The organism is Escherichia sp. WS1368 (assembly GCF_046487485.1).
GTDB lineage: Bacteria > Pseudomonadota > Gammaproteobacteria > Enterobacterales > Enterobacteriaceae > Escherichia > Escherichia coli.
This window is the reverse complement of sequence record NZ_JBJQJI010000016.1, coordinates 17,773-40,916: the sequence shown is the minus strand read 5'-3', so window position 1 is coordinate 40,916 and position 23,144 is coordinate 17,773. Positions and strand designations below refer to the sequence as shown.

At 49.9% G+C, this 23,144-nt stretch carries 22 protein-coding genes and 1 pseudogene; 11 read left to right on the top strand and 12 right to left on the bottom strand.

Annotation, left to right across the window (positions count from 1 at the left end; all coding sequences use genetic code 11):
* Window positions 1–33 precede the first annotated feature (33 nt).
* Window positions 34–2,196, top strand: a complete 2,163-nt coding sequence (uvrD, locus tag ACJHYD_RS20430; protein ID WP_000383407.1) for a DNA helicase II — start codon at window positions 34–36, stop codon at window positions 2,194–2,196.
* Window positions 2,197–2,240: 44 nt separating this feature from the next.
* Here uvrD and ACJHYD_RS20425 read toward each other — a convergent pair whose 3' ends face one another.
* The gene (locus tag ACJHYD_RS20425; protein WP_000751627.1) at window positions 2,241–3,143 is read right to left on the bottom strand and encodes an S-adenosyl-l-methionine hydroxide adenosyltransferase family protein; all 903 of its coding nucleotides are present in this window, start codon (window positions 3,141–3,143) and stop codon (window positions 2,241–2,243) included.
* Window positions 3,144–3,225: 82 nt separating this feature from the next.
* Window positions 3,226–3,989: pseudogene (locus ACJHYD_RS20420) on the bottom strand (phosphodiester glycosidase family protein).
* A gap of 161 nt (window positions 3,990–4,150) precedes the next feature.
* Between ACJHYD_RS20420 and ysgD the strand changes: the two are divergent.
* Entirely contained in the window at window positions 4,151–4,207 is a 57-nt protein-coding gene (gene ysgD / locus ACJHYD_RS20415) for a protein YsgD (protein ID WP_211180520.1), read from the top strand.
* A gap of 151 nt (window positions 4,208–4,358) precedes the next feature.
* A complete protein-coding gene (gene corA, locus ACJHYD_RS20410) occupies window positions 4,359–5,309 on the top strand; it encodes a magnesium/cobalt transporter CorA (RefSeq protein ID WP_000947159.1) in 951 nt (316 codons plus the stop codon).
* 40 nt (window positions 5,310–5,349) lie between these two features.
* Here corA and ACJHYD_RS20405 read toward each other — a convergent pair whose 3' ends face one another.
* From ACJHYD_RS20405 to yigI, 4 genes are all read right to left on the bottom strand, one after another.
* On the bottom strand, window positions 5,350–5,841 hold the full coding sequence (locus ACJHYD_RS20405; RefSeq protein WP_001551977.1) for a DUF943 family protein: 492 nt from the start codon (window positions 5,839–5,841) through the stop codon (window positions 5,350–5,352).
* Complete coding sequence (locus tag ACJHYD_RS20400) at window positions 5,838–6,686, bottom strand: YPO3983 family protein (protein WP_001551979.1); 849 nt, start codon at window positions 6,684–6,686, stop codon at window positions 5,838–5,840. The genes ACJHYD_RS20405 and ACJHYD_RS20400 overlap by 4 nt, the downstream gene beginning before the upstream one ends.
* Before the next feature lie 310 nt (window positions 6,687–6,996).
* Window positions 6,997–7,887, bottom strand: coding sequence for an EamA family transporter RarD (gene rarD, locus ACJHYD_RS20395; RefSeq protein ID WP_001551980.1), 891 nt, complete (start codon window positions 7,885–7,887; stop codon window positions 6,997–6,999).
* A gap of 51 nt (window positions 7,888–7,938) precedes the next feature.
* Window positions 7,939–8,406 carry an acyl-CoA thioesterase YigI gene (yigI, locus tag ACJHYD_RS20390; RefSeq protein ID WP_001277142.1) on the bottom strand — a complete coding sequence of 156 codons (468 nt, stop codon included), beginning with the start codon at window positions 8,404–8,406 and terminating at the stop codon, window positions 7,939–7,941.
* A gap of 164 nt (window positions 8,407–8,570) precedes the next feature.
* Here yigI and pldA point away from each other — a divergent pair, with 164 nt between their 5' ends.
* From pldA to rhtC, 3 genes are all read left to right on the top strand, one after another.
* Entirely contained in the window at window positions 8,571–9,440 is an 870-nt protein-coding gene (pldA, locus tag ACJHYD_RS20385; protein ID WP_001259693.1) for a phospholipase A, read from the top strand.
* Between the two features lie 132 nt (window positions 9,441–9,572).
* The gene (gene recQ / locus ACJHYD_RS20380) at window positions 9,573–11,402 is read left to right on the top strand and encodes an ATP-dependent DNA helicase RecQ (protein WP_220412365.1); all 1,830 of its coding nucleotides are present in this window, start codon (window positions 9,573–9,575) and stop codon (window positions 11,400–11,402) included.
* 63 nt (window positions 11,403–11,465) lie between these two features.
* Complete coding sequence (rhtC, locus tag ACJHYD_RS20375) at window positions 11,466–12,086, top strand: threonine export protein RhtC (protein WP_000928844.1); 621 nt, start codon at window positions 11,466–11,468, stop codon at window positions 12,084–12,086.
* 61 nt (window positions 12,087–12,147) lie between these two features.
* On the opposite strand, the gene rhtB is transcribed toward rhtC, so the two are convergent.
* Window positions 12,148–12,768, bottom strand: coding sequence for a homoserine/homoserine lactone efflux protein (gene rhtB / locus ACJHYD_RS20370; RefSeq protein WP_000171710.1), 621 nt, complete (start codon window positions 12,766–12,768; stop codon window positions 12,148–12,150).
* Window positions 12,769–12,878: 110 nt separating this feature from the next.
* Here rhtB and pldB point away from each other — a divergent pair, with 110 nt between their 5' ends.
* From pldB to bioP, 3 genes are all read left to right on the top strand, one after another.
* On the top strand, window positions 12,879–13,901 hold the full coding sequence (pldB, locus tag ACJHYD_RS20365) for a lysophospholipase L2 (protein WP_000487654.1): 1,023 nt from the start codon (window positions 12,879–12,881) through the stop codon (window positions 13,899–13,901).
* A gap of 7 nt (window positions 13,902–13,908) precedes the next feature.
* A complete protein-coding gene (gene yigL / locus ACJHYD_RS20360; RefSeq protein ID WP_000285352.1) occupies window positions 13,909–14,709 on the top strand; it encodes a sugar/pyridoxal phosphate phosphatase YigL in 801 nt (266 codons plus the stop codon).
* A gap of 75 nt (window positions 14,710–14,784) precedes the next feature.
* Window positions 14,785–15,684: a biotin transporter gene (gene bioP / locus ACJHYD_RS20355; RefSeq protein WP_001551984.1), complete on the top strand. Its 900-nt coding sequence runs from the start codon at window positions 14,785–14,787 to the stop codon at window positions 15,682–15,684.
* Here bioP and metR read toward each other — a convergent pair.
* Window positions 15,572–16,525, bottom strand: coding sequence for an HTH-type transcriptional regulator MetR (metR, locus tag ACJHYD_RS20350; RefSeq protein WP_000573618.1), 954 nt, complete (start codon window positions 16,523–16,525; stop codon window positions 15,572–15,574). The two genes, bioP and metR, sit on opposite strands and share 113 nt — an antisense overlap.
* Before the next feature lie 117 nt (window positions 16,526–16,642).
* Here metR and metE point away from each other — a divergent pair, with 117 nt between their 5' ends.
* Window positions 16,643–18,904 carry a 5-methyltetrahydropteroyltriglutamate--homocysteine S-methyltransferase gene (metE, locus tag ACJHYD_RS20345; RefSeq protein WP_001551985.1) on the top strand — a complete coding sequence of 754 codons (2,262 nt, stop codon included), beginning with the start codon at window positions 16,643–16,645 and terminating at the stop codon, window positions 18,902–18,904.
* A 168-nt stretch (window positions 18,905–19,072) separates the two neighbouring features.
* Here metE and ACJHYD_RS20340 read toward each other — a convergent pair whose 3' ends face one another.
* From ACJHYD_RS20340 to ACJHYD_RS20325, 4 genes are all read right to left on the bottom strand, one after another.
* The gene (locus ACJHYD_RS20340; protein ID WP_001445370.1) at window positions 19,073–19,318 is read right to left on the bottom strand and encodes a hypothetical protein; all 246 of its coding nucleotides are present in this window, start codon (window positions 19,316–19,318) and stop codon (window positions 19,073–19,075) included.
* A 74-nt stretch (window positions 19,319–19,392) separates the two neighbouring features.
* On the bottom strand, window positions 19,393–19,650 hold the full coding sequence (locus ACJHYD_RS20335) for a hypothetical protein (RefSeq protein WP_001521776.1): 258 nt from the start codon (window positions 19,648–19,650) through the stop codon (window positions 19,393–19,395).
* A complete protein-coding gene (gene tssD / locus ACJHYD_RS20330) occupies window positions 19,647–20,780 on the bottom strand; it encodes a type VI secretion system tube protein TssD (RefSeq protein WP_001521777.1) in 1,134 nt (377 codons plus the stop codon). Before tssD ends, ACJHYD_RS20335 begins: the two co-directional genes overlap by 4 nt.
* Window positions 20,781–21,171: 391 nt before the next feature.
* Complete coding sequence (locus tag ACJHYD_RS20325) at window positions 21,172–21,984, bottom strand: dienelactone hydrolase family protein (RefSeq protein WP_001551986.1); 813 nt, start codon at window positions 21,982–21,984, stop codon at window positions 21,172–21,174.
* A 261-nt stretch (window positions 21,985–22,245) separates the two neighbouring features.
* Between ACJHYD_RS20325 and udp the strand changes: the two genes are divergently transcribed.
* Complete coding sequence (udp, locus tag ACJHYD_RS20320) at window positions 22,246–23,007, top strand: uridine phosphorylase (RefSeq protein ID WP_000045180.1); 762 nt, start codon at window positions 22,246–22,248, stop codon at window positions 23,005–23,007.
* Window positions 23,008–23,144: the final 137 nt, after the last annotated feature.

Genomic DNA, 23,144 nt, shown 5'->3' with positions numbered 1-23,144 from the left:
CTCCGCCCAACCTATTTTTACGCGGCGGTGCCAATGGACGTTTCTTACCTGCTCGACAGCCTTAATGACAAACAGCGCGAAGCGGTGGCCGCGCCACGCAGCAACCTTCTGGTGCTGGCGGGCGCGGGCAGTGGTAAGACGCGCGTACTGGTGCACCGTATCGCCTGGCTGATGAGCGTGGAAAACTGCTCGCCATATTCGATTATGGCGGTAACGTTTACCAACAAAGCGGCGGCGGAGATGCGTCATCGTATCGGGCAGCTGATGGGCACCAGCCAGGGCGGCATGTGGGTCGGCACCTTCCACGGGCTGGCGCACCGTCTGCTGCGTGCGCACCATATGGACGCCAATCTGCCGCAGGATTTTCAGATCCTCGACAGCGAGGACCAGCTACGCCTGCTCAAACGCCTAATCAAGGCGATGAACCTCGACGAGAAGCAGTGGCCGCCGCGCCAGGCAATGTGGTACATCAACAGCCAGAAAGATGAAGGCCTGCGTCCACATCATATTCAAAGCTACGGTAATCCGGTGGAGCAGACCTGGCAGAAGGTGTATCAGGCGTATCAGGAAGCGTGTGACCGCGCGGGCCTGGTGGACTTCGCGGAACTGCTGCTACGCGCGCACGAGCTGTGGCTTAACAAGCCGCATATTCTGCAACACTACCGCGAACGTTTTACTAACATCCTGGTAGACGAATTCCAGGATACCAACAACATTCAGTACGCGTGGATCCGCCTGCTGGCGGGCGACACCGGCAAAGTGATGATCGTTGGCGATGACGACCAGTCAATCTACGGCTGGCGTGGGGCGCAGGTCGAGAATATTCAGCGTTTCCTCAATGATTTCCCCGGTGCTGAAACTATCCGTCTGGAGCAGAACTACCGCTCTACCAGCAATATTCTGAGCGCCGCGAACGCCCTGATTGAAAACAACAACGGGCGTTTGGGTAAAAAACTGTGGACCGATGGCGCGGATGGTGAGCCTATTTCCCTCTATTGCGCTTTTAACGAACTCGATGAAGCGCGTTTTGTGGTTAACCGTATCAAAACCTGGCAGGACAACGGCGGGGCGCTTGCCGAGTGCGCCATTCTCTACCGCAGCAACGCCCAGTCGCGTGTGCTGGAAGAAGCACTGTTACAGGCAAGTATGCCGTACCGTATTTACGGCGGGATGCGATTCTTCGAACGCCAGGAAATCAAAGATGCGCTCTCGTATCTGCGCCTGATTGCCAACCGTAATGACGACGCGGCCTTTGAGCGCGTGGTGAATACACCAACGCGGGGTATTGGTGACCGGACGCTGGACGTGGTACGTCAGACATCGCGCGATCGCCAGTTAACACTCTGGCAGGCATGTCGTGAACTGTTGCAGGAAAAAGCCCTCGCCGGACGTGCTGCCAGTGCCTTACAGCGGTTTATGGAACTGATCGACGCCTTAGCGCAGGAAACTGCCGATATGCCGCTGCATGTACAGACTGACCGGGTAATTAAAGACTCCGGCCTGCGCACAATGTACGAGCAGGAGAAAGGCGAAAAAGGCCAGACGCGTATCGAAAACTTAGAGGAACTGGTGACGGCGACGCGCCAGTTCAGCTACAACGAAGAAGACGAAGATTTAATGCCGCTGCAGGCGTTCCTCTCCCATGCGGCACTGGAAGCGGGCGAGGGGCAGGCGGATACCTGGCAGGATGCGGTGCAGTTGATGACGCTACACTCGGCGAAAGGTCTGGAGTTCCCGCAGGTGTTTATCGTCGGTATGGAAGAGGGCATGTTCCCAAGCCAGATGTCGCTGGATGAAGGTGGGCGTCTGGAAGAAGAACGCCGTCTGGCCTACGTTGGCGTAACCCGCGCGATGCAGAAACTGACGCTGACCTACGCGGAAACCCGCCGTCTGTATGGCAAAGAAGTTTACCATCGCCCGTCGCGCTTTATCGGCGAGCTGCCGGAAGAGTGTGTGGAAGAGGTGCGCCTGCGCGCCACGGTAAGCCGCCCGGTCAGCCATCAACGGATGGGTACGCCGATGGTCGAGAACGACAGCGGCTACAAGCTCGGCCAGCGCGTACGCCACGCTAAGTTTGGTGAAGGCACCATTGTCAATATGGAAGGCAGCGGTGAGCATAGCCGTTTGCAGGTGGCGTTCCAGGGCCAGGGTATTAAATGGCTGGTGGCGGCTTATGCCCGGTTGGAGACGGTGTGACGTTGCGGGATGCGGTGCGCCACACCGCATTCCGCATCAGCACCTTACTTAGCGCACTTCTTCACATCAATATTCCAGTCAGCACCAGACGCAACCTGATGTTTCTGCGCAAAATTATCCATATTCAGCGCCACGGAAACATTCAATAAGCTGTTCAGATACACCATCGGCTGGCCTTCCGGCACATCGCCGAAGCTTGCGACATACGGCATTTTCCCTGCGTATTTTTGCTGGGAACCTTCGGAAATGGTCACACACAACGTGTCGTTGAGTTTGATTCCTGCCTGATTCAGCAACTCGTCGCTGATATTGCTCCAGACGTTGCCGTACTGAATATCGAGAATCGGGATATTGCCCTTCACTTCACCTTTTGTTGCTTTTGCTTTCTGATAAGAAAGTTCGACAACTTTTGCAGGAAGCTCTGGCCCCACCTGTTCGAACGTAATCGCTCCGGAAGCCAGACGCGCACCAGTGTAGGCATATACATCGCGACCATGGAAGGTATATGACTTTTCAGAACCTTTCAGGCGGTTAGCTTTTTCGTCGATTTCCCGGACGCTATCAATACCCAGAGTTTGTGCCACCAAAGTGAGCGTACCGTTATCTGGTGAAACGAAGTATTGACCGTTTTTGGTTTTCAGCACTACCGATTTACGGTCAGTGCCTACGCCCGGATCGACCACGCTAACAAACACCGAACCTTGCGGCCAGTAACTGGCAGTCTGATACAGGCGATAAGCGCCTTCCCAGATGTTATACGGTGGAATTTCGTGTGTTAAATCAAAGATTTTAAGATTATGGTCAACGCCGAATGCGACCCCTTTCATCGCCGAGACGGCACCATCTTTCAGGCTAAAATCAGTTTGTAAAATCAAAGCGTTATCCGCATAGGCGGATGATGATCCCAGACACGTTAATAAAAATAACGTTGCGAGCGTTTTTTTCATTTTTGTTTCCCTTCATTTATCTGATGATTTTCCAGCTGTGTAGCCAGTCCCAGTTTGTCTGGCCTCCTCGAGTGTACAATGCTTAACCTTTCCGCTCGACGGAAATCATGGTGACAAAAGGATAGCGTTGCCACGGGATTGCCCCGCCTTTCATATACATATGTGAAATTGTGCCATCAAGATAAAGCAACTGCTCAACGTTCAGTTTCGCTTTGGCATAACAGGCAAAATCATAAAAATTTGTCGCCTGCTGGCTCAACAAAAACACGGCGTTCCCTTGTTTATTAATCCTACACCGTTACGAATTTTACGCGAGGCAACATTCGGGTGAATGCGTGGATTAATTACGTCGTTTTCTAATAACATTGGCCCTGACTGCACCGCAAACTGAATCTCTTTACTGGTTTTAAAGGCATCCAGACGAACGATGCCGACTTTATCTCCCGCGACATAAAACACGCCGCCAGGACGAATAAAGAAATTCCCTTCACCTGAAGCGAGATTTAACGCCACCTTCTGCTGACCGTTTTCGATGTACAAACCGAGCGGCGCATAGCTTTCATCATAGATGCCGCCGTTCATCGCCATCTGCACCTGACCCTGACTATTCATATCCGCCAGCAGAGCATGTAACGTTCCCCACGCTTCGCCATTGGCTTTTTGCCAGTACATTTTCACCCGCTCTGTTTGAGGATTAACGGTATACGCCTGTACGGTCAGCGTCGGATCTGAGAGTGCGCAATCATCAGCGGCAACAGCAAACAAGGGAAGTAAGGTGAGGGCGAGAAAAATCCGTTTGAGATTCAAGGTGATCATTCCTTTACCAATGAGTAGCCGATGCGCCATTATAGGTCCTGGATGTGGGATTTCTTTATCCTGTTAGCGACCTTGACGAGTACCAAAAAGCGCGAAGTTCAACTATTGTTCTGTGGTGTTCTGTTGCGTGTTGACGGCAAAATTTTGCTGGCGTAACATGCGCGCACGATCACTCTAAGAGGACATTCGCCTTGGACACACCCAGTAGATACTGGCTCACTATCCTGTCATCCAGGATCAACTCCTAAGGCTATCCCTTTTTGCTGATAGCCTTAGCGGTTGTCAGCGACCTCAATTTTTCCCGTCGCGCTGAGTCAGGCTGTTTAATGGTCTGAAACCCAATTTGTTTCTGTGTGCCCACCGAACTGTCCGATATTTTAAGCATTGGGAGTCCCGGTCATGCTGAGCGCATTTCAACTGGAAAATAACCGACTGACCCGGCTGGAAGTCGAAGAGTCACAACCCCTTGTAAATGCAGTATGGATTGATCTTGTCGAACCGGACGACGACGAGCGACTGCGCGTACAATCTGAACTTGGTCAGAGCCTGGCAACCCGCCCGGAACTGGAAGACATCGAAGCATCGGCACGTTTCTTTGAAGACGATGACGGCCTGCATATTCACTCCTTCTTCTTCTTTGAAGATGCGGAAGATCACGCCGGTAACTCCACTGTGGCATTTACCATCCGTGATGGTCGTCTGTTTACTCTGCGTGAGCGTGAACTGCCTGCATTCCGTCTGTATCGTATGCGTGCCCGTAGCCAGTCGATGGTAGACGGTAATGCCTACGAGCTGCTGCTGGATCTGTTCGAAACCAAAATCGAACAGTTGGCAGATGAAATTGAAAATATCTACAGCGACCTGGAGCAGTTGAGCCGGGTAATTATGGAAGGGCATCAGGGCGATGAGTACGACGAGGCGCTCTCCACGCTGGCGGAACTGGAAGATATCGGCTGGAAAGTTCGCCTGTGTCTGATGGATACCCAGCGTGCGCTCAACTTCCTGGTGCGTAAGGCGCGTTTACCGGGCGGGCAACTAGAGCAGGCGCGTGAAATCCTGCGAGATATCGAATCCCTGCTGCCGCATAACGAATCTCTGTTCCAGAAGGTGAACTTCCTGATGCAGGCGGCGATGGGCTTTATCAACATCGAGCAGAACCGCATCATCAAAATCTTCTCGGTGGTATCCGTCGTGTTCCTGCCGCCAACACTGGTTGCTTCCAGCTACGGGATGAACTTTGAGTTTATGCCAGAACTGAAGTGGAGTTTCGGCTACCCAGGCGCGATTATCTTTATGATCCTCGCGGGCCTGGCACCGTATCTGTACTTTAAGCGGAAGAACTGGTTGTAATATGAGTGCCGGATAAAGCTATTTTTTATCCGGCTTATTTCTAAAAATTGTCTTTTTTAAAGTCATGCGGATTGAAAACTCGCTCTATTTTATTTTCTTGTGTTAATTGATACTCAGTAAAATCGTTAATACCAATATGAGTGTTACGATAAGGGTATTCATTAATAACCATTAAGTAATTTTTCACGATGCAATTATCATTGCTCTTAATTGTCGGGAAACAGTAGAGATCTTCATACGGCCCTTCGATATATTTTTTATAGTCAGTGAAGCCATTACCGATATCAATGACATACCAGGTATGCCAACTACCTTCTGGTAGGGGATGTTGATTTTTAATTTCATTCTGATGCTTCAGATACCAATTTATTTTATCGCTGTCAGTCCATGGCAGATGATCAACGACCAGAAAGACTGAATTGCCAGCATCAGAGTATGTATACAACATCTGTACAGGACGCAATGTCCATAAATTATAGATGCAGCATAGAAGAAATAAACATAATATAATTTTCTGGAGTTTACTTTTCATAGATAATTTTTGATTCTTTCGATAGTGTTAAAATTGGTGAAAAAAGGTTTGAAAGCAAAGTCTTTATGCCGTTGTAAAAAGAACCATATGCGAAAAAATCTATATTTGCTGTAAGTCTTGTTTTTTATATCAGTTACATCAAAACCAAAGTGGTCTTGTGCTATGAAATGAATGGTAGCGCTCCAGCCCATAGGATATTTTTGAAAATTTAAAAGAGATATTTTTTGAGCTGAGATATCATGAATGCTGATTCCCAGGCCATTAAAATTATCTTTAAAATCATTGAATTTATTTAGTCTTGATGAAAGTAATTCGATCTTAATCTTTTGTAGGAGAAGAGGCCGGTATCCTGTCGTAGGTGTTGAAGAAATATCATTTTCGATACATTCTTTGATTACACGTATTGGGCTATTATAATCATATTTGTTTATTCGTTCATGAAAAGATAAGTTCAATTCCTGGCTATGGAAACTGTTGCCATTTCCATATCTAAAATGATCAATCAGATCCTGGATGAGTGTTTTGTATTGTCCAAAAAAGGAAAACATTTTTGCCAGATCTTTCATTTCTGCAAATAAAATATCAATACATTCACTTTGTGATATTTTTGTTCCGGAAGTTGGAACACTAAAAGCACCATAAGTAGAATTCGGCCCAGGAAAATGGTATTTAATGAGGCGGTAAGGATCAACTTTTGCAGAGATGTCGCTTAAGCCGAGTGAGAGAAAATCTTGTTCTTCCATATCCCCATATTGCATATCATCAGCAGAAAAATCATCGAATAAAGTAATAGTTTCGAAAAGTGTACAGGGCATATTAATTGATGAGCCTAATATGTTGTTCATTTATATTCTCCTTTCTTATAATTAAGGGCAATGTTAATTTGATAAGAAATAATAGGGTAAAAAAATTTTAAAAAAGAAATGCACTTCACATTTTTCATTACATTCTGAAGAGAGCTTGGTTAATGATTGGTCTTGCTTATCGCTAATAACATAATGCTGAATTTACTAAAAATGAAATTTATTAAAGCAAATGAAAATATACAACGACGTCTGGAAATTCTGCCTTTCCTTATGTGAGTCTCCTGTCAGCATGGCAATATGCCCACTCTCATGCAAGAGTCGGCATATTTTTTCAGAATATATTTATTTTTTATTTGGACGTTCTACGCTGCGTATAAATCGCATCCATCACAAAAATTGCCAGCGCCACCCAAATAAAGGCGAAGGTCACCATCTTATCGGCACCCGGTTTTTCACCATAAAACGTCACAGCCAGCAGGAACATCAGCGTCGGGCCAATGTACTGAAAAAAGCCTAACGTTGAGAGACGCAGGCGTGTCGCAGCCGCAGTAAAACACAACAGCGGTACGGTAGTGACAATCCCGGCGGCGATCAGCAGTAAATTCAGTGAAATCGGGTTTTGCCCCATATGGCTGGTTGAGCTGTCGGCAATAGCAAACAGGTAAATCGCCGCCACGGGCAGCAACCACATAGTTTCGATTAACATGCCGGTTTGCGCTTCAACAGCAATCTTCTTGCGTACCAGGCCGTAGAAGGCAAAACTAAACGCCAGCCCCAGCGCGATAATCGGTAGTGAACCAAAAGTCCACAACTGAACCAACACGCCACATATCGCCAGAATCACCGCCAGCCATTGCATCCGGCGGAATCGCTCGCCGAGGAAAATCATCCCCAGCACAATGTTCACCAGCGGGTTAATAAAGTAACCAAGGCTCGCTTCCAGCATATGGTGATTGTTCACCGCCCAGATAAACAGTAGCCAGTTGCCACCAATCAGCACGGCAGAGACTGCCAGCATAAAAATTTTCTGTGGCGTCTGAATCAGCGTTTTTAAATAGGACCACTGGCGGCAGATGCTCATCAGCACCACCATAAAGAAAAACGACCAGATCACGCGATGCGTCAGGATCTCATCGGCGGGCACGTAGTAAATCAGCTTGAAGTACGCTGGCGCAATACCCCAAATAAAATAAGCGGCAAGAGCGAGTAATACGCCCTGCCGCGTTTGTTTTGCATCCATCGGGAATACTCATTTTTAATTGGTAACAGCAGTTTACCTGCTTTTACGTTATCAACCTACCATATAGGTGGCTGTAGCGCTGGCAATATAAAGCTGTTCTTCATTGTGTAATTCAACGCGGGCGACGGCGACTTTATTGCCTGCCCGCAACAGGCTACTGGTAGCAGTAAAACGCTCGCCTCTGCCTGGGCGCAGATAATCGACGCGAAGATCAATGGTCCCCATTCGCGATAGCCGCTGACGTAGTTCATCTTCACTGATGGTTTCGTGGCGGGTTAAGGTACTTCCCACGCACACCAGACCGGCGGCGACATCCAGCGCCGACGCAATGACCCCGCCGTGCAAAATGCTTTGCGCCCAGTTACCCACCATCATTGGCTGATTTTTAAAGGCCAGCTGTGCGAACTCTTTTTCGTAACGCTCCAGTTCCATCCCCAATGCGCGGTTAAATGGCATGTGATAAACAAACATCTCACCCACTAATTTCAGGGCTTGTTCAGCGGTCAGTACGGCAGACATATCATCCTTACACTTCATTAGTTAATGAAATGTTGATTTTATGCTTCTTTGTTGTTGGTTTCTACTTTAGGAAGGGATAACTAACGGCTATGGAGTTAAGTATGTAAAATAGCCCGCAGAAAAATATTCACCTTATCAATAATTCGTTACGGAGAACACGAGCGATGCGGACTCTGCAGGGCTGGTTGTTGCCGGTGTTTATGTTGCCTATGGCAGTATATGCACAAGAGGCAACGGTGAAAGAGGTGCATGACGCGCCAGCGGTGCGTGGCAGTATTATCGCCAATATGCTGCAGGAGCATGACAATCCGTTCACCCTTTATCCTTATGACACCAACTACATCATCTATACCCAAACCAGCGATCTGAATAAAGAAGCGATTGCCAGTTACGACTGGGCGGAAAATGCGCGTAAGGATGAAGTAAAGTTTCAGTTGAGCCTGGCGTTTCCGCTGTGGCGTGGGATTTTAGGCCCGAACTCGGTGTTGGGTGCGTCTTATACGCAAAAATCCTGGTGGCAACTGTCCAATAGCGAAGAGTCTTCACCGTTTCGTGAAACTAACTACGAACCGCAATTGTTCCTCGGTTTTGCCACGGATTACAACTTTGCTGGCTGGACGCTGCGCGATGTGGAAATGGGCTACAACCACGACTCAAACGGGCGTTCAGACCCGACTTCCCGCAGCTGGAACCGCCTTTATACCCGCCTGATGGCAGAAAACGGTAACTGGCTGGTAGAGGTGAAGCCGTGGTATGTGGTGGGGAATACGGACGATAACCCGGACATCACCAAATATATGGGCTATTACCAGCTTAAAATCGGCTATCACCTCGGTGATGCGGTGTTGAGTGCGAAAGGACAGTACAACTGGAACACCGGCTACGGCGGCGCGGAGTTAGGCTTAAGTTACCCGATCACCAAACATGTGCGCCTTTATACTCAGGTTTACAGCGGCTATGGCGAATCGCTCATCGACTATAACTTCAACCAGACCCGTGTCGGTGTGGGGGTTATGCTAAACGATTTGTTTTGATGAACGGTTGAGTGGTTGGCAAATCTGGAATCCAGTATCCAGGATTACCCTCTCAGAGACTAAAAGCATTGCAGTTTCTCGCGCAGGCGCTGAAAATAGCGCCTGTTTTTATTTCAGGCAATCGGGGTGAATGTGGCGCAGGCGGAAGTGTTGAATCTGGAGTCCGGAGCTAAACAGGTTTTACAAGAAACCTTTGGCTACCAACAGTTTCGCCCCGGCCAGGAAGAGATTATCGACACTGTGCTTTCCGGTCGCGATTGCCTGGTCGTCATGCCCACTGGTGGCGGAAAATCCCTTTGCTATCAAATTCCTGCTTTATTGCTAAACGGCCTTACCGTGGTTGTTTCACCGCTGATTTCGTTGATGAAAGATCAGGTGGATCAACTGCAAGCCAACGGCGTGGCGGCGGCGTGCCTTAACTCGACGCAAACCCGCGAGCAGCAACTTGAAGTTATGACAGGCTGTCGCACCGGGCAAATCCGCCTGCTTTATATCGCGCCGGAACGCCTGATGCTGGATAACTTTCTTGAGCATCTGGCGCACTGGAATCCGGTGTTATTAGCCGTTGATGAAGCGCACTGTATCTCCCAATGGGGCCACGATTTCCGCCCGGAATATGCCGCGCTCGGTCAGTTGCGCCAGCGGTTCCCGACGCTGCCGTTTATGGCGCTGACCGCCACAGCCGATGACACCACGCGCCAGGATATCGTGCGCCTGCTGGGGCTGAACGATCCGCTGATTCAAATCAGCAGTTTTGACCGTCCGAATATTCGCTACATGCTGATGGAGAAATTCAAACCGCTCGATCAGTTGATGCGTTATGTACAGGAACAACGCGGTAAGTCGGGGATTATTTACTGTAATAGTCGTGCGAAAGTAGAAGACACCGCTGCGCGCCTGCAAAGCAAGGGAATTAGCGCGGCGGCCTATCATGCCGGGCTGGAAAATAATGTTCGCGCTGATGTGCAGGAGAAATTCCAGCGCGATGACCTGCAAATTGTGGTGGCGACGGTGGCGTTCGGCATGGGCATCAATAAACCAAACGTTCGCTTCGTGGTGCATTTTGATATTCCGCGCAACATTGAATCCTATTATCAGGAAACCGGACGCGCCGGGCGTGATGGCCTGCCCGCGGAAGCGATGCTGTTTTACGATCCGGCGGATATGGCGTGGCTGCGTCGTTGTCTGGAAGAGAAACCGCAGGGGCAGTTACAGGATATCGAACGTCATAAACTCAATGCGATGGGCGCGTTTGCCGAAGCGCAAACCTGTCGCCGTCTGGTGCTGCTAAACTATTTTGGCGAAGGGCGGCAGGAGCCGTGCGGGAACTGCGATATCTGCCTCGATCCGCCGAAACAATACGATGGTTCAACCGATGCTCAGATTACCCTTTCCACCATTGGTCGTGTGAATCAGCGGTTTGGGATGGGTTATGTGGTGGAAGTGATTCGTGGCGCTAATAACCAGCGTATCCGCGACTATGGTCATGACAAACTGAAAGTCTATGGCATGGGCCGTGATAAAAGCCATGAACATTGGGTGAGCGTGATCCGCCAGCTGATTCACCTCGGCCTGGTGACGCAAAATATTGCCCAGCATTCTGCCCTACAACTGACAGAGGCTGCGCGTCCGGTGCTGCGCGGCGAATCCTCTTTGCAACTTGCCGTGCCACGTATCGTGGCGCTCAAACCGAAAGCGATGCAGAAATCCTTCGGCGGCAACTACGATCGCAAACTGTTCGCCAAATTACGCAAACTGCGTAAATCGATTGCCGATGAAAGCAATGTCCCGCCGTACGTGGTGTTTAACGACGCGACCTTGATTGAGATGGCGGAACAGATGCCGATCACTGCCAGCGAAATGCTCAGCGTTAACGGCATTGGGATGCGCAAGCTGGAACGCTTTGGCAAACCGTTTATGGCGCTGATTCGTGCGCATGTTGATGGCGATGACGAAGAGTAGTCAGCAGCATAAAAAAGTGCCAGGATGAAGACTCCGTAAACGTTTCCCCCGCGAGTCTAATGTATGTTGATGTTATTCCTCACCGTCGCCATGGTGCACATTGTGGCGCTTATGAGCCCCGGTCCCGATTTCTTTTTTGTCTCTCAGACCGCTGTTAGTCGTTCCCGTAAAGAAGCGATGATGGGCGTGCTGGGCATTACCTGCGGCGTAATGGTTTGGGCTGGGATTGCGTTGCTTGGCCTACATTTGATTATCGAAAAAATGGCCTGGCTGCATACGCTGATTATGGTGGGCGGTGGCCTGTATCTCTGCTGGATGGGTTATCAGATGCTGCGTAGCGCACTGAAAAAAGAGGTCGTTTCTGCGCCTGCGCCACAGGTAGAACTGGCAAAAAGCGGACGCAGTTTCCTGAAAGGCTTACTGACCAATCTCGCCAATCCGAAAGCGATTATCTACTTTGGTTCGGTATTCTCGCTGTTTGTCGGCGATAACGTCGGCACCACTGAGCGCTGGGGCATTTTCGCGTTGATTATTATCGAAACACTGGCGTGGTTTACCGTCGTTGCCAGCCTGTTTGCCCTGCCGCAAATGCGCCGTGGTTATCAACGTCTGGCGAAGTGGATTGATGGTTTTGCCGGGGCGTTATTTGCCGGATTTGGCATTCATTTGATTATTTCGCGTTGATGCCAGACGCGTCATCAGAGTAAGTCGGATAAGGCGTTTACGCCGCATCCGACATTATTTTTCACGCATGCCTCGCCGATGCTAACAGCGCCCCCACCAGCATAAACAACGAGCCGAAAATCTTATTCAGCGCCTTCATCTGCTTTGGTCCTTTAATCCATAGAGCAATCCGTTGAGCAAGGGTGGCGTAACCGATCATCACAATAATATCGACCACAATAGTCGTGACGCCGAGCACGATATACTGCATCAGCTGCGGCTGTTGCGGCATGATGAATTGCGGAAATAGCGCCGCCAGAAACACAATACTTTTGGGATTGGTAAGATTCACAAAAACTGCGCGCTGGAACAAATGTCGACGCGATTGAGTAGAGGCCAGCGATTTAAGGTCAATTGCACCAGCGGCGCGCCATTGCTGTATTCCCAGCCAAATCAAGTAAGCTGCGCCTGCCCACTTCAACACTTCAAACGCAATCACTGAGCGGGAAAATAGCGTCCCCAACCCCACGCCAACCAGCACAATATGAATCGCCAGTCCGGTCTGAAGCCCAGCAATAGACGCCACCGCGCCGCGATAACCGTGGTTGAGCGAGGTGGTCATGGTGTTGATTGCGCCAGAGCCTGGCGACAGGCTTAAAATGATCGATGTCAGCAGGTAGGCAAACCACCATTCTAAGGTCATGATGAACTCCCGGTGTGTCTATTTTTGTGCCACAATACGCTACTGTCGCAGCGTTGTGTCAGGCACGCTTAAAAAAACGATTTTACGTGGTTTAAGAGGCAGATTACCCGATGTTTCAGCAGCAAAAAGACTGGGAAACAAGAGAAAACGCGTTTGCTGCTTTTACCATGGGACCGCTGACTGATTTCTGGCGTCAGCGAGATGAAGCAGAGTTTACTGGTGTGGATGACATTCCGGTGCGCTTTGTCCGTTTTCGCGCACAGCACCATGACCGGGTGGTAGTCATCTGCCCGGGGCGTATTGAGAGCTACGTAAAATATGCGGAACTGGCCTACGACCTGTTCCATTTGGGGTTTGATGTCTTAATCATCGACCATCGCGGGCAGGGACGTTCCGGTCGCCTGTTAGCCGATCCGCATCTCGGGCATGTTAATCGCTTTAATGATTATGTTGATGATCTGGCGGCATTCTGGCAACAGGAGGTCCAGCCCGGTCCGTGGCGTAAACGCTATATACTGGCACATTCGATGGGCGGTGCGATCTCCACATTATTTCTGCAACGCCATCCAGGTGTATGTGACGCTATTGCGCTAACTGCGCCAATGTTTGGGATCGTGATTCGTATGCCGTCATTTATGGCACGGCAGATCCTCAATTGGGCCGAAGCGCATCCACGTTTCCGTGATGGCTATGCAATAGGCACCGGGCGCTGGCGCGCGTTGCCGTTTGCTATCAACGTACTGACCCACAGCAGACAGCGATATCGACGTAACTTACGCTTCTATGCTGATGACCCAACGATTCGCGTCGGTGGGCCAACCTACCATTGGGTACGCGAAAGTATTCTGGCTGGCGAACAGGTGTTAGCCGGTGCGGGTGATGACGCCACGCCAACGCTTCTTTTACAAGCTGAAGAGGAACGCGTGGTGGATAACCGCATGCACGACCGTTTTTGTGAACTCCGCACCGCCGCGGGCCATCCTGTCGAAGGAGGACGGCCGTTGGTAATTAAAGGTGCTTACCATGAGATCCTTTTTGAAAAGGACGCAATGCGCTCAGTCGCGCTCCACGCCATCGTTGATTTTTTCAACAGGCATAACTCACCCAGCGGAAACCGCTCTACAGAGGTTTAAATTTCTTATGTACCAGGTTGTTGCGTCTGATTTAGATGGCACGTTACTTTCTCCCGACCATACGTTATCCCCTTACGCCAAAGAAACTCTGAAGCTGCTCACCGCGCGCGGCATCAACTTTGTGTTTGCGACCGGTCGTCACCACGTTGATGTGGGGCAAATTCGCGATAATCTGGAGATTAAGTCTTACATGATTACCTCCAATGGCGCGCGCGTTCACGATCTGGATGGCAATCTGATTTTTGCTCATAACCTGGATCGCGACATTGCCAGCGATCTGTTTGGCGTAGTCAACGACAATCCGGACATCATTACTAACGTTTATCGCGACGACGAATGGTTTATGAATCGCCATCGCCCGGAAGAGATGCGCTTTTTTAAAGAAGCGGTGTTCAAATATGCGCTGTATGAGCCGGGATTACTGGAGCCGGAAGGCGTCAGCAAAGTGTTCTTCACCTGCGATTCCCATGAACAACTTCTGCCGCTGGAGCAGGCGATCAACGCTCGCTGGGGCGATCGCGTCAACGTTAGTTTCTCTACCTTAACCTGTCTGGAAGTGATGGCGGGCGGCGTGTCGAAAGGTCATGCGCTGGAAGCGGTGGCGAAGAAACTGGGCTACAGCCTGAAGGATTGTATTGCCTTTGGTGACGGGATGAACGACGCCGAAATGCTGTCGATGGCGGGGAAAGGCTGCATTATGGGCAGTGCGCACCAGCGTCTGAAAGATCTGCATCCGGAGCTGGAAGTGATTGGTACTAATGCCGACGACGCGGTGCCGCATTATCTGCGTAAGCTCTATTTATCGTAATCGTTCTTTATTTGGCCAGTTGTCAACCTGATACTTCGCTACAATGGATACTCGTTAATCAAAGAGTTTTCCATTGTGGCGCTACTTATCATCACCACGATTCTGTGGGCCTTCTCCTTTAGCTTTTATGGCGAGTACCTTGCGGGGCACGTCGATAGCTATTTTGCGGTGCTGGTGCGCGTTGGCCTGGCGGCACTCGTTTTTCTGCCGTTTCTGCGTACCCGTGGCAATAGCCTGAAAACGGTCGGCCTGTATATGCTGGTGGGCGCGATGCAGCTCGGCGTGATGTATATGCTGAGTTTTCGCGCCTATCTCTACCTGACGGTCTCCGAATTGTTGCTGTTCACCGTACTGACGCCGCTCTACATTACGTTGATTTATGACATCATGAGTAAGCGCCGTCTGCGCTGGGGCTATGCTTTTAGCGCCTTGTTGGCGGTGATTGGTGCCGGGATTATTCGCTATGATCAGGTCACCGACCACTTCTGGATTGGCCTGCTGCTGGTGCAGCTCTCCAATATCACTTTTGCCATCGGCATGGTGGGTTACAAACGTCTGATGGAAACTCGCCCGATGCCGCAGCATAACGCCTTTGCGTGGTTCTATCTTGGCGCGTTCCTGGTGGCGGTGATTGCATGGTTCTTGCTGGGAAATGCGCAGAAAATGCCACAAACCACGTTGCAATGGGGCATTCTGGTGTTTCTTGGCGTGGTGGCTTCCGGGATTGGCTACTTTATGTGGAACTACGGCGCAACCCAAGTAGACGCCGGAACGCTGGGTATTATGAATAATATGCACGTTCCGGCAGGGCTGCTGGTAAACCTGGCTATCTGGCACCAACAGCCGCACTGGCCAACGTTCATTACAGGCGCGCTGGTGATCCTGGCCTCACTGTGGGTGCATCGTAAGTGGGTCGCTCCGCGCTCTTCACAAACGGCAGATGATCGCAGGCGTGATTGCGCGCTGAGCGAATAAACGCTTCAGTAATCGGCTGACGCTGCTCGCCATCGCGCACGGCGGCGTACAGTCGGCTCCACAAGCCTTCGCCCAGGGTTTTGGTCACCACCAGACCCTGGCGCTCAAAACTCTCTACTACCCAATGCGGCAGGGCGGCAATACCCATCCGCGCGGCAACCATCTGAATCAACAATAAGGTGTTATCGACGCTTTTCAGTGACGGGCTGACGCCTGCCGGCTGAAGAAAATGCCGCCAGACATCCAGTCGGCTACGCTGCACCGGATAAATCAACAGCGTCTCGCTGGCGAGATCTTCCGGTGTAATACGCGTTTTTGCCGCCAGCGGATGGTCAGGTGCCAACACCAGACGCACTTCATAATCGAACATCGGCGAATAATGCAGGCCACTGCGCGGCAGAATATCTGACGTCATCACCAGATCCAGCTCGCCCTGTTGCAACGCAGGCTGCGGGTCAAACGTCACGCCCGATTTAAAGTCCATCTCGACCTGCGGCCAGTTCTTATGGAAATTTTCTAACGCGGGCGTCAGCCACTGAATACAGCTATGGCACTCAATGGCGATGCGCAGACGCGTCTGCTGCGGTTCATTGCAGGCTTGCAGTGCCTGGCTAATTTGTGGCAGCACCTGGTTTGCCAGTTGCAACAGGATTTCTCCCTGCGGTGTAAAGCGAAGCGGCTGGCTCTTACGCACAAATAGCCGGAAGCCAAGGCGTTGTTCCAGATCGCTAAACTGGTGAGACAGGGCGGATTGCGTCTGATGCAACGTCGCCGCAGCGGCTGCGAGCGAGCCGCAGTTCCGCAACGCTTGTAGCGTTTTCAGATGTTTTACTTCGATCATGAAAGTCCTTCACTTCGGCATGAATAATTTGCGCTTGAGGAATATACAGTAACCGCCAATTATGGATGTGTAAACATCTGGACGGCTAAATACTAAAAATTCCATAAGGGGCATATAATGACAATTCTTAATCACACCCTCGGTTTCCCTCGCGTTGGCCTGCGTCGCGAGCTGAAAAAAGCGCAAGAGAGTTATTGGGCGGGGAACTCCACGCGTGAAGAACTGCTGGCGGTAGGGCGTGAATTGCGTGCTCGTCACTGGGATCAACAAAAGCAAGCGGGTATCGACCTGCTGCCGGTGGGCGATTTTGCCTGGTACGATCATGTACTGACCACCAGTCTGCTGCTGGGTAACGTTCCGGCGCGTCATCAGAACAAAGATGGTTCGGTAGATATCGACACCCTGTTCCGTATTGGTCGTGGACGTGCGCCGACTGGCGAACCTGCGGCGGCAGCGGAAATGACCAAATGGTTTAATACCAACTATCACTACATGGTGCCGGAATTCGTTAAAGGCCAACAGTTCAAACTGACCTGGACGCAGCTGCTGGACGAAGTGGACGAGGCGCTGGCGCTGGGCCACAAGGTGAAACCTGTGCTGCTGGGGCCGGTTACCTACCTGTGGCTGGGTAAAGTGAAAGGTGAACAGTTTGATCGCCTGAGCCTGCTGAACGACATTCTTCCGATTTATCAGCAAGTGCTGGCAGAACTGGCAAAACGCGGCATTGAGTGGGTACAGATTGATGAACCCGCGCTGGTACTGGAACTGCCGCAGGCGTGGCTGGACGCATACAAACCCGCTTACGACGCGCTCCAGGGACAGGTGAAACTGCTGCTGACCACCTATTTTGAAGGCGTAACGCCAAATCTCGACACGATTACTGCGCTGCCTGTTCAGGGTCTGCATGTCGATCTTGTACATGGTAAAGATGACGTTGCTGAACTGCACAAGCGTCTGCCTTCTGACTGGCTGCTGTCTGCGGGTCTGATCAATGGTCGTAACGTCTGGCGCGCCGATCTTACCGAGAAGTATGCGCAAATTAAGGACATTGTCGGCAAACGCGATTTGTGGGTGGCATCTTCCTGCTCACTGCTGCACAGCCCCATCGACCTGAGCGTGGAAACGCGTCTTGATGCAGAAGTGAAAAGCTGGTTTGCCTTCGCCCTGCAAAAATGTCATGAACTGGCACTGCTGCGCGATGCGCTGAACAGTGGTGACACGGCTGCTCTGGCAGAGTGGAGCGCTCCGATTCAGGCGCGTCGTCACTCTACTCGTGTTCATAATCCGGCAGTAGAAAAGCGTCTGGCGGCGATCACCGCCCAGGACAGTCAGCGTGCGAATGTCTATGAAGTGCGTGCTGAAGCCCAGCGTGCGCGTTTTAAACTGCCCGCGTGGCCGACCACCACGATTGGTTCCTTCCCGCAAACCACGGAGATTCGTACCCTGCGTCTGGATTTTAAAAAGGGTAATCTCGACGCCAATAACTACCGCACGGGCATTGCGGAACATATCAAGCAGGCCATTGTTGAGCAGGAACGTTTGGGACTGGATGTGCTGGTACATGGCGAGGCTGAGCGTAATGACATGGTGGAATACTTTGGCGAGCACCTCGACGGTTTTGTCTTTACGCAAAACGGTTGGGTACAGAGCTACGGTTCACGCTGCGTGAAGCCACCGATTGTTATTGGTGACGTTAGCCGCCCGGCACCGATTACCGTTGAGTGGGCGAAGTATGCGCAATCCCTGACTGATAAACCGGTGAAAGGGATGTTGACCGGCCCGGTGACTATTCTCTGCTGGTCGTTCCCGCGTGAAGATGTCAGCCGTGAAACCATCGCCAAACAAATTGCGCTGGCGCTGCGTGATGAAGTGGCGGACCTGGAAGCCGCTGGAATTGGCATCATCCAGATTGATGAACCGGCACTGCGCGAAGGTTTACCGCTGCGTCGCGGCGACTGGGATGCCTATCTCCAGTGGGGCGTGGAGGCTTTCCGTATCAACGCCGCCGTGGCGAAAGATGACACACAAATCCACACTCACATGTGTTACTGCGAGTTCAACGACATCATGGATTCGATTGCGGCGCTGGACGCAGACGTCATCACCATCGAAACCTCGCGTTCCGACATGGAGTTGCTGGAGTCGTTTGAAGAGTTTGATTATCCAAATGAAATCGGTCCTGGCGTCTATGACATTCACTCGCCAAACGTACCGAGCGTAGAATGGATTGAAGCCTTGCTGAAGAAAGCGGCAAAACGCATTCCGGCAGAGCGTCTGTGGGTCAACCCGGACTGTGGCCTGAAAACGCGCGGCTGGCCAGAAACCCGCGCGGCACTGGCGAACATGGTGCAGGCGGCGCAGAATTTGCGTCGGGGATGACGAATATTAACGAGTCACTGTAAATTGCAGTACGATAATGGCTTCCAGCACTGGAAGCCATTTTGCATGAGTGCCAGATTGAAGCTGATCTTCAGGAGCAGAAATAACCGAATCGTTTTTTTCGCAAAACACAGTTTTGAGTGATTCCGTTCAGTAATCAACGCTACGTTATTTATTCTCACGTTGCACGAGATTGTATCCCTTTTCACTAACGTGGTAGTGAGGCATAGACTTATTCCCGCTATCCTCAATAATAACCAAACCTTCGTTAGCTAATTTGTTAACAATGTTAACAACATTCCCGAATCCTGGAATTTGCCTTATGGATAGTGTGCGATCGAGATTCATCCAGTTCCAGTTTATATCTTTCTCAGTCATAACGTTCAGCACGTTAAGTTCATTTTTAGTGATCACGATATTCTGTACCAAAATTGATGAGTATCTTATTGAAAGATCACAATGTAAATCATGCTCCTGTAATGGCTGGATCAGAAGAGGTTGTCTTGTTGTTCTTTGATAAGATTCAATCCATATTGAGAAACTCTGTAGCGTGGTCTAGAGTTGCCCTCACCATTTACGATATCAACCAACCCATGATTAACCAGCTTTGTTACGATATTCGCTACGTTGCCAAATCCTGGAATATTTCGTATAGCTAAAGTACGATCCAGCACCATCCAGCTCCAGTCAATATCTTTCTCAGCCATAACTTTCAGCACGTTAAATTCAACTATCGTAATCGTCATTTTGTTGCATCCGGATGAAATAAGTCAGTATCTTTAATTTTAAAGTCTTCTAGAGTTGCAGTATGTACATTATTCCATAATTCATATCCATCTAAACCTTTCGGTTCACCTGTTTCCCATCCTAAATTACAATAACGCTGATACTCGCGACATTCATGAGTATAGTAGTTCAGATCGTATTTTTCAGGAAGCAATTCTTTATTTGCTATTTTCTTTAGCCTTGAAATCATTACATCATTAGCTGGATCATGATCAAATCTGGAGATATGCTTTTCAACAATAGCGATACCTTCCCTGTTGATTGTTACGCCATCTATCGTCAGGTTTTCAATTGGACCACCGGCAAGGTCGGGATTAAATGGTCTTCCTGATACTGCTCCTCTGGCTCCGAAATGCTCAAGTGATTCCAAATCAGGGAATCTCATTCTTCCCAGAACAACTCCAGCAACTATTGAAGCACCAGCGATGAGTAACCCTTTGTTATCCATAACTTGATCGTAACCAGCAGGTGCATCTCCTCCCAACTTGTTTGCTGTTTCCCTGAATCCTTCGATATTCCCATTGTATATGCCGCCAGCAGCAAGCAGTCTGCCAACCGCTTTACTATTGAGTGTTTTGAGGCCATTATCATCTTTAGTTTTTGGCCGTGGTATAAACAGACGGTTGTAGTTATCGGGAAATGCCAAATAACTAAATTCAGTATTAGCAATCAGATGCCTGGAGAGTATATATTCATAACTGACAGTGATGGTTTCTGTATCCAGATTGTTCTCAGTAAACAGGTGATTGATTGCTGATAAGAGCGCGCCGCGAAGTTGAATGTTGTAATATTTCTCCCATCGACCAAATCTATTGATCCGATAGAAGTCAAACTCCATGAACAACTGCTCGTTATTGTTAATAGCGTTAATAAGTAACGGGGAGCTTTTGTCAATCAATTTACAGAAACTAAGGCCATGCAATTGTGACCCTTTGCCTGTATTCGTAATACTATTAGAGAGCGAGAACGCGAAGATTTCATCTTCATGGCCAATCTGCCAGCGATTACCTATTGATGCGCTCGTTCCACAACGAGAGGAAATACATCCTTGTTGTTCTCCGGTTATGTTCAGGTAAATAATATCACTCATCCTTGAAAAACCTTTTGTTAATTCTTTTGTGAAAGAAAAATAGTATTGTTATTTTTTACCTTTATTTACGCCTAAAAGGGATGAACTAAAATGTGAAAAACAAAATGTTTCACTTTAATATCTTTTTATCAGGAAGGTCTGAGATAATTTATAATTAATGTGAATGTGTTGATAATAATTAATGTTTGTTTGAGAATGGGAGTTGATGGTAAATCTCTAAGGTGTCTGCCAGTGAAGAGACTCACTTATGACTATTACTTGCCGACTTTCTTAAGGTCAAATAGCGGAGTCGTGCTCTCCAATCAATTCATACTGATTATTTTTTGGGGGACAGAGATGGCAGCAAAACGCACTCGTTCACTCACCATCTCAAATATAGACTAAGAGGAAACTAATTCCGCTTCCCACCATACTGCTTAAACCACTCCAGCATACGCTGCCAGCCATCTTTCGCAGATTCGGCATGATAGCTCGGGCGATAATCGGCGTTGAATGCATGCCCGGCATCCGGGTAGACGATAATCTCTGCTTTCGCATTAGCAGCCCGCAGCGCCTGGCGCATGGTTTCAACGCTCTCCTGCGGAATGCTGTTATCCTGACCACCATATAAGCCGAGAACCGGCGCGTTAAGATCGGTTGCGATATCAACAGGTTGTTTCGGTGAATTCAGCGACTTATCGCCTGTCAGTTTGCCGTACCATGCCACCGCCGCTTTCAGTTGCGGGTTATGCGCAGCATACAGCCAGGTGATACGTCCACCCCAGCAGAATCCGGTGATCATTAAACGATGAACATCGCCGCCGTTGCGGGAAGCCCAACTGGCGACATGATCGAGATCGGCCAGCACCTGCGAGTCAGGCACTTTTGCTACCAGACCGCTAAGTAACGTGGGGATATCGGCAAAATCATTCGGATCGCCTTCGCGGAAGTAAAGTTCAGGTGCGATAGCCAGATACCCCTCCAGCGCCAGACGGCGACAAATGTCGCGGATATGTTCATGCACGCCAAAAATTTCCTGCACTACAATGACCACTGGCAGTGGGCCATCGCTTTGCTTTGGTCTGGCATGGTAAGCAGGCATGTTATCCCCTTGTGAAGGGATAGAGGTGAAGCCCGCCACAATCGCGTCGTCCAGGGTCTGAACGATGGTCGAAGCTAGAGGCGATGCAGCAGGTGCAAATCCAGATTGTTGTGTTGTTGCCATGGTATTCTCCGTACCCTTATAAAAATGTTGCGCAATGTTAACTATAGTCAGCATGCAACAAATCACATTGCCTGAATCGGCTCATCTTTTATGCAGTCCTGCAGAATGAAGAGTGATTTATGTGATTTGCATCACTTTTGGTGGGTAAATTTATGCAACGCATTTGCGTCATGGTGATGAGTATCACGAAAAAATGTTAAACCCTTCGGTAAAGTGTCTTTTTGCTTCTTCTGACTAAACCGATTCACAGAGGAGTTGTATATGTCCAAGTCTGATGTTTTTCATCTCGGCCTCACTAAAAACGATTTACAAGGGGCTACGCTTGCCATCGTCCCTGGCGACCCGGATCGTGTGGAAAAGATCGCCGCGCTGATGGATAAGCCGGTTAAGCTGGCATCTCACCGCGAATTCACCACCTGGCGTGCAGAGCTGGATGGTAAACCTGTTATCGTCTGCTCTACCGGTATCGGCGGCCCGTCTACCTCTATTGCTGTTGAAGAGCTGGCACAGCTGGGCATTCGCACCTTCCTGCGTATCGGTACAACGGGCGCTATTCAGCCGCATATTAATGTGGGTGATGTCCTGGTTACCACGGCGTCTGTTCGTCTGGATGGCGCGAGCCTGCACTTCGCACCGCTGGAATTCCCGGCTGTCGCTGATTTCGAATGTACGACTGCGCTGGTTGAGGCTGCGAAATCCATCGGCGCGACGACTCACGTTGGCGTGACGGCTTCTTCTGATACCTTCTACCCAGGTCAGGAACGTTACGATACTTACTCTGGTCGCGTAGTTCGTCACTTTAAAGGTTCTATGGAAGAGTGGCAGGCGATGGGCGTAATGAACTATGAAATGGAATCTGCAACCCTGCTGACCATGTGTGCAAGTCAGGGCCTACGTGCCGGTATGGTAGCGGGTGTTATCGTTAACCGCACCCAGCAAGAGATCCCGAATGCTGAGACGATGAAACAAACTGAAAGCCAAGCGGTGAAAATCGTGGTGGAAGCGGCGCGTCGTCTGCTGTAATCCTCTTCTCCTGTCTGAAGGCCGACGCGTTCGGCCTTTTGTATTTTTGCGTAGCGCCTCGCAGGAAATGCCTTTCCAACTGGACGTTTGTACAGCACAATTCTATTTTGTGCGGGTAAGTTGTTGCGTCAGGAGGC